This is a genomic window from Nereida ignava, from assembly GCF_047114695.1.
Classification (GTDB): domain Bacteria; phylum Pseudomonadota; class Alphaproteobacteria; order Rhodobacterales; family Rhodobacteraceae; genus Nereida; species Nereida ignava.
Genome location: NZ_CP112885.1, coordinates 1,702,373 through 1,714,929, shown reverse-complemented (window position 1 = coordinate 1,714,929; position 12,557 = coordinate 1,702,373). Strand labels below are relative to the sequence as shown.

At 53.5% G+C, this 12,557-nt stretch carries 14 protein-coding genes; 9 read left to right on the top strand and 5 right to left on the bottom strand.

Annotated elements, in window-relative coordinates; all coding sequences use genetic code 11:
• Window positions 1–5: 5 nt before the first annotated feature.
• On the bottom strand, window positions 6–416 hold the full coding sequence (locus OLX08_RS08470) for a hypothetical protein (RefSeq protein ID WP_391480889.1): 411 nt from the start codon (window positions 414–416) through the stop codon (window positions 6–8).
• Window positions 417–501: 85 nt separating this feature from the next.
• On the opposite strand from OLX08_RS08470, the gene OLX08_RS08465 reads away from it, so the two are divergent.
• Genes OLX08_RS08465 through OLX08_RS08455 form a run of 3 tightly spaced genes read left to right on the top strand, consistent with a single transcriptional unit; the run spans window position 502 to window position 3,033 of the window.
• Window positions 502–1,872: a tetratricopeptide repeat protein gene (locus OLX08_RS08465; RefSeq protein ID WP_391480888.1), complete on the top strand. Its 1,371-nt coding sequence runs from the start codon at window positions 502–504 to the stop codon at window positions 1,870–1,872.
• On the top strand, window positions 1,865–2,266 hold the full coding sequence (locus tag OLX08_RS08460; RefSeq protein ID WP_391480887.1) for a DUF6165 family protein: 402 nt from the start codon (window positions 1,865–1,867) through the stop codon (window positions 2,264–2,266). The genes OLX08_RS08465 and OLX08_RS08460 overlap by 8 nt, the downstream gene beginning before the upstream one ends.
• On the top strand, window positions 2,263–3,033 hold the full coding sequence (locus OLX08_RS08455; protein WP_391480886.1) for an FkbM family methyltransferase: 771 nt from the start codon (window positions 2,263–2,265) through the stop codon (window positions 3,031–3,033). The genes OLX08_RS08460 and OLX08_RS08455 overlap by 4 nt, the downstream gene beginning before the upstream one ends.
• A gap of 14 nt (window positions 3,034–3,047) precedes the next feature.
• On the opposite strand, the gene OLX08_RS08450 is transcribed toward OLX08_RS08455, so the two are convergent.
• A complete protein-coding gene (locus OLX08_RS08450) occupies window positions 3,048–3,341 on the bottom strand; it encodes a YggT family protein (RefSeq protein ID WP_048598627.1) in 294 nt (97 codons plus the stop codon).
• Between the two features lie 146 nt (window positions 3,342–3,487).
• Between OLX08_RS08450 and OLX08_RS08445 the strand changes: the two genes are divergently transcribed.
• The 5 genes from OLX08_RS08445 (at window position 3,488) to arfB (ending at window position 7,818) form a co-directional block, all read left to right on the top strand.
• Window positions 3,488–4,036, top strand: coding sequence for an acyl-CoA thioesterase (locus OLX08_RS08445; protein WP_391480885.1), 549 nt, complete (start codon window positions 3,488–3,490; stop codon window positions 4,034–4,036).
• 73 nt (window positions 4,037–4,109) lie between these two features.
• Entirely contained in the window at window positions 4,110–5,486 is a 1,377-nt protein-coding gene (locus OLX08_RS08440) for an MFS transporter (protein WP_391480884.1), read from the top strand.
• Entirely contained in the window at window positions 5,470–6,390 is a 921-nt protein-coding gene (gene mepA / locus OLX08_RS08435; RefSeq protein ID WP_391480883.1) for a penicillin-insensitive murein endopeptidase, read from the top strand. Before OLX08_RS08440 ends, mepA begins: the two co-directional genes overlap by 17 nt.
• Window positions 6,391–6,501: 111 nt before the next feature.
• Window positions 6,502–7,134: a queuosine precursor transporter gene (locus OLX08_RS08430; protein WP_391480882.1), complete on the top strand. Its 633-nt coding sequence runs from the start codon at window positions 6,502–6,504 to the stop codon at window positions 7,132–7,134.
• Window positions 7,135–7,398: 264 nt separating this feature from the next.
• On the top strand, window positions 7,399–7,818 hold the full coding sequence (gene arfB / locus OLX08_RS08425) for an alternative ribosome rescue aminoacyl-tRNA hydrolase ArfB (protein ID WP_370726433.1): 420 nt from the start codon (window positions 7,399–7,401) through the stop codon (window positions 7,816–7,818).
• Here the strand turns inward: arfB and pncB are convergent.
• Together pncB and pncA are read right to left on the bottom strand one after the other, a co-directional pair.
• On the bottom strand, window positions 7,815–9,107 hold the full coding sequence (gene pncB / locus OLX08_RS08420) for a nicotinate phosphoribosyltransferase (RefSeq protein ID WP_391480881.1): 1,293 nt from the start codon (window positions 9,105–9,107) through the stop codon (window positions 7,815–7,817). The two genes, arfB and pncB, sit on opposite strands and share 4 nt — an antisense overlap.
• Window positions 9,100–9,759 (bottom strand): bifunctional nicotinamidase/pyrazinamidase, encoded by a 660-nt coding sequence (pncA, locus tag OLX08_RS08415; RefSeq protein ID WP_391480880.1) that lies wholly within the window; start codon window positions 9,757–9,759, stop codon window positions 9,100–9,102. Before pncA ends, pncB begins: the two co-directional genes overlap by 8 nt.
• Window positions 9,760–9,855: 96 nt before the next feature.
• Here pncA and OLX08_RS08410 point away from each other — a divergent pair, with 96 nt between their 5' ends.
• The gene (locus OLX08_RS08410; protein ID WP_391480879.1) at window positions 9,856–10,770 is read left to right on the top strand and encodes a rhodanese-related sulfurtransferase; all 915 of its coding nucleotides are present in this window, start codon (window positions 9,856–9,858) and stop codon (window positions 10,768–10,770) included.
• On the opposite strand, the gene OLX08_RS08405 is transcribed toward OLX08_RS08410, so the two are convergent.
• Window positions 10,757–12,388: an SARP family transcriptional regulator gene (locus OLX08_RS08405; RefSeq protein WP_412535646.1), complete on the bottom strand. Its 1,632-nt coding sequence runs from the start codon at window positions 12,386–12,388 to the stop codon at window positions 10,757–10,759. The genes OLX08_RS08410 and OLX08_RS08405 overlap by 14 nt on opposite strands.
• Window positions 12,389–12,557 lie beyond the last annotated feature (169 nt).

Genomic DNA, 12,557 nt, shown 5'->3' with positions numbered 1-12,557 from the left:
GCTGCCTACAATGTGCCATGCCACTGCCAGTACCACAAGATATAGAGGTGCCCCGCCGCCACCCAATGAGTGCATATCCAACAAAAAAATCCAAGTGCCGTTGCGGCCACATCCAAAGGATCAAAAACCCCGTGGGTACTGTATGCGCGCATCGTATTTGGGAACCAAACGGGCAAAATCACATTTTGCGCCAATTCAAAACCAATACCGATCGCTGCCAGAAAAACACACCACACAAGCACCGCGATACGGCGCTCAAACAGCAGCCAACCCGCCAAAGCAAAGGCCAAACTGTGAAGGAAAGCGGGGGCTATGCCAACAAGCAAACCACCAACACCAAGGTCCCGCAGCACATAAACGCCACAGCCCAACCCAAATACAAAACACACACACAAACTAACGATTAAGTAATTCATCTCCCCTATTTCACAAAAAAAACCTAATTTGCTCCTAAGAAAGAGATGCTCTGATGAGAGTTTTATTGAGTAGTTGAGTATCGAGATGAAAACACAGCCAATTTCCATGAAGGAAAGGGCAGACGCGCTGCACTTGTCAGGTAAATGGCAAGAGGCGATGCCCCTCTATGCGCGCTATCTGGCACGGCATCCTGCGGACGCGGGCGCGTGGACCAACTTTGGTATATTGCTGCGGAAAACGAAGAATTACGAACAGGCTTTGCTGGCTCAGAAGCGGGCCTTCGCGCTCGATCCCCATTCGGGCGATATGCACAACAATCTGGCGAATATTCTGGGGGATATGGGTGAGCTTGAGCAGTCATGCGCGCTGCGACTTGAGCTGATTACAAAGGCGCCAGATAGCCCCGATCAGATCGCCCTCGCCGGACGGAGCATGCGCATCGCCGGTGATCTGAACAGGGCAATCACATACCTAAGCAAAGCCGTTGAAACCTACCCCGATGATGCTGAATTGCGGATGCAGTTGGCTTTTTCACACCTAACAGCGGGAAATTATGCGAAAGGCTTTGCCTACTATCAGGCACGGTGGGAGCAAGCGGAAATAACCCCGCCAAAAGTTGCAAAGCCCAAGTGGGCAGGTGAAGATATCGCAGGCAAAACGATCATGATTTTTCCTGAGCAAGGCTTTGGTGATTGCGTTTTATTCGCTCGATTTATGCCATGGTTAGCCTCGCTGGATGCGCGCGTCATATTGCTCGCAAAACCCCAAATCGCGCCGATGCTCGCTCAAATTAAAGGTGTGGATCTGCTCATCTCGGACCCGGCTGATGCGCCGGAATTCGACGTTTGGACCAGTATGCTCGACATACCCATGCACGCTTTCGCAAGTGGTATTGGTATTCCAGAATGTACGAAACTGTCTTTGCCAAAAGATAGCGTCAGCCACGCCAAGCGCGCTGTTTCTCCGCATCAAAACCTATTCAAAATTGGTGTCGTTTGGTCCGGCTCTGCCACATACAAGGGCAATGACTTTCGCAGGTTTGATCATAAACACTTGCTCCGTCTGGCCGCCATTGATGAGGTGCAATGCTACTCGCTTTACAAAGGCCCCTACCTTGATGCGTTTCATAGAGATGGCACCTCAGGTCTAATTGTTGATCTCGCTTCGTCTGATCGCAGCTTTGCTGACAGTGCCGCGGTCATTGCCGAGATGGATTTGATCGTAACCATGGATACCGCCATCGCGCATATTGCAGGCGCCCTTGGGAAACCCGTCTGGAACCTGCTGCATTGGGATGGTTTTTGGCTTTACGGCAAGGGCAGCACGACAACGCCGTGGTACCCCAACATGCGCCTTTATCGCCAACCAAAACCCCGGGACTGGGATGCGGTATTCGATGAAGTTGTAAGTGATTTGAAGAGTTTAATGAGTAGCGGGAAGGCCCCAGATGGATAACATACTCACCCCCGTTTCGCCCGGTGAAGTACTGGATAAAATAACGATTTTACGCCTCAAGCTTGAAAAAATCGCTGATGCAGAAAAGCTTAAAAACGTGGCGTATGAGTTGCGTATTTTAGAGGATACAGCGGCGCAACATATAGCCCCATCAACGCAACTCGCCAAGCTAACGGACGCGTTGCAGAAGGTGAATGCCAAGCTTTGGGACATTGAGGATGACATCCGTATTTACGAGCGCAACGGGTCGTTCGGCGATGCATTCGTTGACCTTGCCAGAGCCGTCTACGTCACAAACGATGAACGCGCGCGCCTAAAGCGCGAGATCAACATCCACCTCGGCTCAGCAATTGTTGAAGAAAAATCCTACGCCCCAATGAGCAAAAGTGCATGAAGCCTTCAGAACACCTCCGTGAGGGGAAACGCAATCTTGCAGCAGCAGAGGCGGCCATCAACGCTGCCCTGAAAGATCGCAAGGACCGCTCGCGGGCAGCACTTAATCGTCAACTGCACGAAATTCGGCTGCATTCCCCTGACTACCGCTACACGTCGCAAGCGGGTCAAGACGCGGTCATCGATAGGTTGTTTGGTGGCAAGCCTGGGACATTCATTGATGTAGGTGGCTTTGACGGCATCACCGGATCAAACACGCTTTTTCTGGAGGTGTTTCGGGGCTGGACCGGCGCATTGGTAGAGCCTGTTCCACGCAATTTGCAAAAGGCCAAAACAGTGCGCCGTTGTCCGTGCCTTGGGTTTGCAGTCAGCAACAATGATGGCGCGGCCAGCTTCATAGAGGTGCAGCAGGGCTATACCCAGATGAGCGGTCTCGCCGAGAGTTATGATACCAATATGCTGGCGAAAGTTCGCGCCGATCAACGGCACAAAGAAGAAGTGATTGAGGTCGAAACGCGGCGGCTGTCCACACTTCTTCTGGATCTAGATATCCCGCACCCCGACTTCGTCAGTCTTGATATTGAAGGCGGCGAGGTCCAGTGCCTAGAGGATTTTCCGTTTGCGGCGCACCGCGTCAAAAGCTGGAGTATTGAGAACAACACCAGCGGTCCCGAAATTCCTGCGATCATGCGGGCTAATGGCTACGAGCTTATCGAATTTTGCGGCCCCGATGATCTGTTCGTGCATCGTGATTTTGTAAAAATCTAGCGCCGCAACTCCACTTAGAACCCGTAAAAGAAGCCCGCGTTATTCTGCAACACAATCCGTGCCGCAATCAAACCGATGAATGCCACCAATGGAGCAAGATCAAGCGCACCCATGTCCGGCAGAAAGCGGCGGATCGGTGTGTAAATCGGTTCAAGCAAACGGTTCAGCCCGTACCAGATTTGCGCAACGATCGGCTGGCCCATATTCAACACTTGGAAGTTCAAAAGCCACGACATCAAGATGTGCGCAATCATAACAAACCAAATCACATCCAGGATCAGCATCAGAATTTCGTAAAGCGATTGCATGGGTAATGGCCCCTTTGTTTCTCTTGTTGTGCATAGGTAAGCGCGCATCAGCTCAAGAACAACTGCTTTCCGTGACGTTAGGCACTGAAATTACCCTGTGACGCGCACGTAAAGATACCTATCTAAGGGGTGAAAGGTCGTAACCCATGTATCCCATCATTCGTGTCATCAAAGAACTTATTGCCCATCGAAACGCCGCGCCAATTTCGGTGACAGGCACGCACACCAGCACGCACCGCTGTTGGCCACAGGACATCGATTACTACTCTGAGATGAACAACGGCCGCATCCTGACGCTGCTTGATCTGAACCGCACGGTGCTGGCAAAGCGCACGGGACTGCTTAAAGTTCTGCGCGCAAACAACTGGGGCCTGACGATGGCCGGAGTGTCCGTTCGCTATCGTCGCCGCATCAGGCCGTTTGAAAAGTTCGAAACCAAAGGCCGCGCGCTGTGCTGGGATGAGCGGTTCATCTATCTTGAGCAAGTCATGGTCAAAGCAAATGGCGAAACCGCCAATCAGGCGCTCTATCGGTCTGCAGTAACAGGCCCAAACGGGATTGTGCCGCCCGCTTTGGTTTTGCAGCAGCTCGGACAGGACATAACTACATCCCCGACACCACCCGAATGGGTGCAAAACTGGATCGATGCGGACGCAACCCGTCCTTGGCCACCAGAAATTTTGTCTGAGCCCTGAAAACCAAGGGTTGCCAAACGCCCCCCGTCCCGCGTCTTATTCTTTGCGATACATCTGCGGAATGGGCGGGCCTATGGCAAACACCGAATTGAAGAAGCGCGTTTGGGGCTGGATGGCTTTTGACTGGGCCGCTCAGCCCTTCTACACCCTTGGCTGGACCTTCATTTTTGCACCGTATTTTGCAGTGGTCGCCACGCAATACTTCATGGGAACGGGACTTGATGAAGCAACCGCTGATGCGCAATCCCAAGCGCTTTGGTCTTGGGGACAAACTGCCACAGGCCTGCTAATTGCCATCACTGCGCCGTTCATTGGCGCCTACGCCGACAGCTCTGGCCGGCGCATACCCTATGTGGTTGGATTTTCAATTTTGTTCGTGCTCTCCGCGTGCTTCATGTGGGTCTTGCAACCTGACGGCACGGGGCTTTATTTGGCTTTGGCAATGTTTTGTGTGGCGTTCATTGCCGCCGAATTTGCGCTTATCTTCACCAATGCATTGCTGCCAAGTCTTGGGCCAAGCGACGAAGTTGGCAAGATCAGTGGCGCAGGGTTGGCCATTGGCTATGCCGGTGGTGTGGTCTCACTTGTGATCATGCTGCTCTTTTTTGCCGAGGGCGATACTGGCAAAACATTCATTGGTCTCGATCCGATCTTGGGTCTTGATGCTGATGCCCGCGAAGGGACCAGATCCGTTGGGCCGTTCACAGCCCTTTGGTTTGCGCTGTTTATGATCCCATTCTTTTTGTGGGTTCGCGAGGACACGTCACAACATCAGAAAACTTCTGTTTCTGCCGCCTTGAGTGAGCTGCGCTTGTCTTTTGGGTCAATCGTAAAAAGGCGTAGTCTTGCATGCTATCTCGGCTCGTCCATGTTCTATCGCGACGCGCTTAACGGCCTTTACAGCTTTGGTGGCGTCTACGCGGCATTGGTGCTTGACTGGTCCATCACAATGATCGGCGTGTTTGGCATCACAGGCGCATTGGCCGCGACATTATTCACCTATGTGGGCGGTGTGTGCGACAAACGATTTGGTCCAAAACCTGTCATCATCTTTTGCATTTTCGCGCTCGTTTCAGTCTGCATCAGCTTGGTTGCCATGTCCCGCGAGATGTTCTTCGGGATCCCCCTGCCCCAAGGCAGCGCAGTCCCCGACATTGTTATGTATATCTGCGGCGCGGTTATTGGTGGTGCGGGCGGCGCGCTGCAGGGGGCAAGTCGATCGCTGATGGTGCGCCACGCCGACCCTGAACGCCCAACCGAAGCATTCGGCTTTTTCGCCCTGTCCGGCAAGGCAACGGCATTTCTGGCCCCTGCATTGATCGGCATCACAACGACGATTACCAACTCTCCGCGTCTCGGCATCGCGCCCGTCGTGGGGTTGTTCCTTCTGGGGCTTATCTTGCTAAGGTGGGTTAATCCGAAAGGGGAAGTGTATGAGACGAGTACTTAGCGCTATTGCCGCAACAACGTTTTTAGCTACCTGTGGGGCAAGCGCCGACCGCGATATTTCAGGCGCACAAATAAAGCGGCCAACCCTGACACAGGCCGAGCGCACCACACTTGCCAAAGTGCAATTCGGAGCGGCGAAAACGCCCGCAGCCATGACCCCCCAAGCGATCGGCGGATACGCAAAAGGGTGTTTAGCAGGTGCCGAGGCATTGGCCGAAACAGGGCCAACATGGCAAGCAATGCGCCTGTCGCGCGGTCGAAACTGGGCGCATCCCGACACCATTGATTATGTTCAAAAGCTATCACGCTTTGCCGCTACCCAACCGGGTTGGCAGGGTCTTTACATCGGCGATATGGCGCAGCCCCGTGGTGGCCCAATGCTTACGGGGCATCGCAGTCACCAAACGGGCCTTGGCATTGATGTCTGGATGCTTCCGCCCCAGCGGTTGAACCTCACAGCCTCAGAGCGGGAAAATATATCATCAATCTCTACGCGGCGCGCGCGGGGCGCCTATACCAACGACAACTGGACGCCTGCGCATATGAACATCCTGCGGGCTGCGGCAAAAGATGACCGCACTGCACGGATTTTTGTCTTTCCAGGTGCAAAAGTCGCCATGTGTGATGCTGAAACCGGTGACAAATCGTGGCTCAATAAAATTCGGCCTTGGTGGGGTCACCACTATCATTTTCACGTCCGCTTAAACTGTCCCAAAGGTGACACCGCGTGCGTTAGTCAGCCGGCACCGCCTAAGGGCGACGGTTGCGATGACGCGCGCAAATGGGTCCGCGACATCCTTGATCCACCGCCCCCTGATCCCAACGCACCGCCGCCTAAGAAACGACGCGAATTAACGCTGAACGATCTGCCCGCGCAATGCACCGCGGTCCTGCGCGCGGACTAGCGGACATTTAGGTTTTTCTTGCAAGGTTTGCGCAACGCGCCTAAACGCGGCGTGTCCATCGCGCACGCGCTTGGGCCGAGTCTCCGCAACCTTGTAAAACGGATCTACATTATGCAACGTTCTTACCTGCCAGGCATTCTGGCTATGGCCGCTGTCGTGGTCGCTTCAAATATTCTTGTACAATTTCTTCTCGGCGAATGGCTAACTTGGGGTGCTTTCACCTACCCCATCGCCTTTCTCGTCACCGACCTAATGAACCGCCTTTATGGCCCAAGCGCCGCGCGCCGCGTGGTGTTTGCAGGCTTTGTCGTTGGCGTCATTTGCTCACTTATTGGCACGCAAGTAATGCTAGAGTTCGGCCCTGCCGTGACCCTGCGCATCGCACTTGGATCAGGTACAGCTTTCTTGGTAGCACAATTACTTGATGTCGCGATCTTTGACCGCCTGCGCAATGGCACATGGTGGCGGGCGCCATTGGCATCGACTGTGATTGGATCATCCATTGATACGGCGCTGTTTTTCACCATCGCATTTTCGGCAAGCCTGTCGTTCATTGAGACTGCCAACGATGTATCATGGGCCGGTGAAGTTTTGCCGATCTTGGGCGTCGGTGCACCTGCCCCGCTTTGGGTCTCGCTGGCCGTAGCTGACTGGATGGTGAAGCTATCGCTCGCCTTGATTGCGCTTATCCCGTTTCGGCTGCTTGTCGCTAGCTTCGGCAAAGGACCGCAAAAAACTGTTTGAGATTTTCGATAGCTGTGCAAACATTCAGTTATCGGAAACAAAATGGAAGGAGGTGATCCAGTGATCAGAGAAGCATTGGAGACAGGTAACGGGACAATTCGGGAGGCGCGCCTCTAACGGCAGACCTTAGGGCGATAGCCCCGAAGTGGGACCAGCGCGACGCTGGTATCTAACCTACCCACCTCCTTGATCTCGAAAGGGCCGCTCACCAATTGGGCGGCCCTTTTTACTTTTACAACAAGACCCGAACTGGCCGCGTTTATCATGATGATTAGCAACAAAATCACCCTGCAGGATTGGGAGTTGACCGAGAGCTTTACGCGCTCGTCCGGACCGGGCGGGCAAAATGTGAACAAAGTTGCAACGGCGGTTGAGTTGCGTTTTGAGGCGGCCCGTTCGCCCAATCTTGCGCCACCTGTCAAGGCACGGCTAAAGCGGCTCGCAGGTCAAAAGTGGACGACCGAAGGTGCCATCGTGATCCGCGCAGAAGAAACCAGATCACAGGCTCGCAACCGCGAGATTGCCCGTGAACGCCTACGTGATCTGATCCGAAAAGCGCTTGAAACGCCAAAAAAACGCGTTGCAACAAAGCCCACTTGGGGCAGTCAGAAACGTAGGCTTGCCGCCAAAAAGAACCGTGGCGAGGTGAAGTCTTTGCGCGGTAAAGTTAGCACTGATGATTAAACTTCGACGCTCTGCGCGACTTGCTCGCCTACGTTGAACACACGTTTATACCGCGCGATTTCATTCGCTGGGCCCATCGCCTTGTTGGGGTTATCTGACAGCTTCACGGTGGGCTGGCCGTTGGCCTCAACCGCTTTGCAAACCATCGAGAACGGCGCAAGCCGATCACCGTCAGTCAAGCCTCGGAAGTCGTTGGTCAAAAGCGTACCCCACCCGAACGAGACGCGACAGCGCCCGTCAAACTGTTTGGCCAATTGCACAATTTTATCTTCATTCAGACCATCGCTAAAGATGATCAGCTTTTTGGTTGGGTCCTCTCCGCGCTCTGTCCACCACGCAATCGCAGTCTCGGCGGCCGTTGCGGGATCACCGCTGTCCACGCGAATACCCGTCCACCCCGCAAGCCAATCAGGAGCACGGTCAAGGAACCCTTGCGTGCCGTATGTGTCAGGCAGGATCACACGTAAATTACCTTCGTGCTCGTCATGCCAATCGGACAAAACCTGATAAGGCGCTTGGGCCAATTCTTCGTCCGTTTGAGCAAGCGCAGAATAAACCATTGGCAATTCATGCGCGTTGGTCCCAATCGCCTCAAGGTCCCGGTTCTTGGCAATCAAACAGTTCGATGTTCCCAGAAATGAATTACCCAGCCCTTCGGTCATCGCCTGTACACACCAATCCTGCCACAAAAATGAATGACGGCGGCGCGTGCCAAAATCAGCAATCATCAGGTTGTCTACTGTGCGCAATTTTTCAATTTTGCCCCACAGCTTAGTCATGGCGCGGGCATAAAGGACCTGCAATTCAAAGCGACCCATCTCGCCCAAAACCGCGCGCCCGCGCAGCTCCATCAACACAGACAAAGCGGGGATTTCCCACAACATGACCTCTGGCCATGACCCCTCAAAGGTCAATTCATACTGATCACCGATTCGTTCAAGATGGTATTCTGGCAGCGTGAGGTTTTCAAACCAATCCATGAAATCAGGGCGAAACATCTGGCGCTTGCCGTAGAAAGTATTGCCGCGCATCCATGTGCTTTCACCGCGCGTCAAAGACAGACTACGAATGTGGTCAAGCTGCTCGCGCAACTCCCCTTCGTCGATCAACTTTGCAAGCGGCACATCCTGTGAACGGTTGATCAAACTAAACCGCACTTGGGTGTCCGGCTTGTTGCGGAACACGGACTGGCACATAAGCAACTTGTAAAAGTCGGTATCAATCAGCGATCGAACGATAGGGTCAATCTTCCATTTGTGGTTCCAAACCCGCGTCGCAATATCAACCATCGATCTGCACTCCCGCCTCTTTCATCCCCGCAAGGGCCGCCGCAAGTGAGCCATCCAAATCAATACCACGGCACAGATCAAGATCAACACGCACATCAAACCCAAGCCGTGCCGCATCAACTGCAGAAAAATTGACGCAAAAATCTGTCGCTAAACCAACCATTATCAGCTTCTGAATGCCGCGTGTGCGCAGGTATCCCTCAAGGCCCGTTGGCGTTGTTTTGTCGTTCTCAAAAAATGCCGAATAACTGTCGATAAGTGGGTTGGTACCCTTGCGAATGATCATATCAGCGCGCGCCTCATTGAGGTCTGCATGAAACGCACCCCCACGGCTGGCCTGAACGCAGTGATCCGGCCACAAAACTTGCGCGCCATAGGGCATCTCAATCAGGTCATAAGGCGCACGTCCGTCGTGACTGCTGGCAAACGATGAGTGCCCTGCGGGATGCCAATCTTGGGTCAACGCAACGCACGAAAACTCGTCCATCACAGCGTTAATTCCTGCAACGATAGCCTCGCCATCTGGCACGGCCAAAGCCCCGCCTGAACAAAAATCGTTCTGCACATCAATCACGATGAGCGCTTCATTCGGCGCGCGCGTCACAGGCAATCCTTCCCATTCATACTTAAGGATAATGGGTAAAAGGCCCATCCGGCCCCGTCAATGCCAAGCCTCCTTGAAAGCCACCATTGCCCGTACCCAATGGCATACTTGCGCGATGTCAGCCTTAGGCGTAAATGCAGCTTTATGTATACGATTGCTGCACTCTACCACTTCACCCGCTTTGCCGATCACCAAGCCCTGCAAGCGCCCCTTAAATCCGCATGTGACACAAACGGGATCATGGGCACGCTGTTGTTGGCCCCCGAAGGGATTAACGGCACAATTGCAGGCTCGCGCAGCGGTATCGACAACATCATCGCATACCTCAAAACATTGCCCGGCTGCGCCGATCTTGAATGGAAAGCATCTACATCCCAAGACGCTCCGTTCGGACGCATGCGCGTGCGTCTCAAACGTGAAATCGTCACGATGGGCCAACCAAACGTGGATCCAAAAGCCCATGTTGGCCACTATGTTGCACCGCAAGACTGGAACGAATTGATCGAGCGCGACGACGTAGCGGTCATTGATACACGCAACGATTATGAAGTGGGCATCGGCACATTCAAAGGCGCAATTGACCCGGAAACGACCAGCTTTGGCGAATTTCCTGCGTGGTGGGAGGCCAACAAGGACCGCTTCCACAACAAGAAAATTGCCATGTTCTGTACAGGCGGTATCCGCTGCGAGAAATCGACAAACTATTTGATGAGCCAAGGGGTAGACGATGTGTTTCACCTCAAGGGCGGCATCTTGAAATACCTCGAGGAAGTGCCTGAGGAACAGAGCACCTGGGAAGGCTCGTGCTTTGTATTCGACGGCCGCGTATCCGTTGAGCACGGGCTGCGTGAAGGCCCCCACGAGATGTGTCACGCCTGCCGCAAGCCTGTTTTGCCAGAAGACAAAACCCGCACCGAATGGGAAGAAGGCGTTTCTTGCCACCAGTGCATTGGTGAGACCTCGGAAGACGATAAAACCCGTTTCCGTGAACGCCAAAAACAGATCCGCTTAGCCCGCGAACGTGGGACAAATCACATGGGCGTCCTCAGCGTTGAGTAACTCCTGCGGCTAAGAGGCCATCAATAAAATGCCGCCCGCCTTCCGTATCAAGACCGGGATAACGTGCATCACGTAGGGCCTTTATTGAAAAGTCCGGCTCGATTTGGCGAAGCTGCAGAAGATAGGCCGCGGCCTCATCAAGTTTGCCAAGATGCGCGTAGCTTGAGACCAAAACCCTCAGAATTGAGTTGAACGATGGCCGCTCGCGCAGGGCCATTTCACCCGCCTCAACAGCCACTTGATGCTCGCTTGAAAAGCACGCCGTAATCGCGCGCGTGGTCTGAAAATAATAACGCTGTGGGCTGTGCGCGGCCAACTCACACGCCCAGTTGGCCATGCGCAGCGCCCGCACTGGCGTCCCTGTATAGGCGTTTAACATTGCGTAAAGATCCCATGCCAACGGGTACGTCGGATTTAATCGCAACGCCCTTTCAAATTGCTCCGCGGCCGCGTTATGCTCGCCAAATAGATAGCTTCGGACGTAAGCACACAAAGTCGCGACAAGACAGTTGTCAGGTCCAAGCGCCAGCGCTGCATCCGCATGGTACTGTGACGCTTCGATCAAAATAACGTCTTCGGCTTGGAACCTTTGCCCTACCCGAAACGTCATCAGAAACGACAATAAAGCATGGGCCTGCGCCGTAGGTTTGCGTGTGATCTCAGCGCGCAATGTTGCCTCAGCCGCGTCAATATCCGTGGCGCTTAAATCCAGCATTCGCGCTAAGGCGCGGACGTGGATAAGGCTGTCCCCATCAGGGTCACTTGCCGACAGCAAGTGGTTTTGAGCTGCATCAACCGTGCCTGCGATCAACGGAAACAAAAAATGCGACATGCTGCTAGCTGTACTTGAGGTAATATGCGTCTCAGACGACCAAAATGGCAACGGCTGACGTCCTTGAACAAGGGCGAGTGTCACCGTTTGATTACCATCCGCGCCGTTCAGATAAACGCCAATGCATAAATCAGCCTCCATCTGTTGTGGGCCAATAACAGGTAAATCCCCAGACCAGAATGCACTGGCGGGCAAGTAAGGCTCAATCACCTCATAATCACCAAGGTCCGCGAAGGACTTTGCCAAGAGGCGGTAAATTTCTGGGATCAAGCGATTTATCTGCGGGCAAGGATAGGCCACGCTTGGCGGTAAAAGCGCGATACGCACGTTCAACGCGGCTTTCGGTGTAACACGTGGCCGGACCGTAGGAAGTGCAATGACCGGAAATTCGCTTGATGGTTGAAGCCTCAGCGAGGCCTGATCCAGTGCACCAAATAATTCAAACTTACGCGCCCACGCACTACGCTCGCCGTTTAGCCATGCCATGTAGAGATCATCTGCAAGATCAATACTTGCCATCAAATTACTGGGGTGGAACTCGGCGGTTGCTGCAAGGCTCTGATCATCCAAAGCGCGCTGATGGTCAAAAATAACATGATCAGTATTGATCGAAACAGTATTTTTATCTGTATGAAAATAGTGATTAACCGTCGGTCCAATTGCCCGTCGCAACTCAAGAAGCACTTGCCTTAAGCTGGCGGAACTTTGCACGTTCGATTTTCCCGGCCACAGCTTTTCACGCAACCAACGGCGCGAACGCGCGCCGTGCGGTGCCAGGGCAAGCATACCCAGCATCGCCTGTGCCTTCTTAGATTTCGGAGTGACATCTTTCCCGTTCAAGAACCGCAGCGAAACGGTTCCAAAAAGATAAAGATTCAACGATAAAATTTGCTTACTCAAAACATACTACAAAGGGGTGGCGAATACGATCGCCCTCCAAAACCATTAATAAACT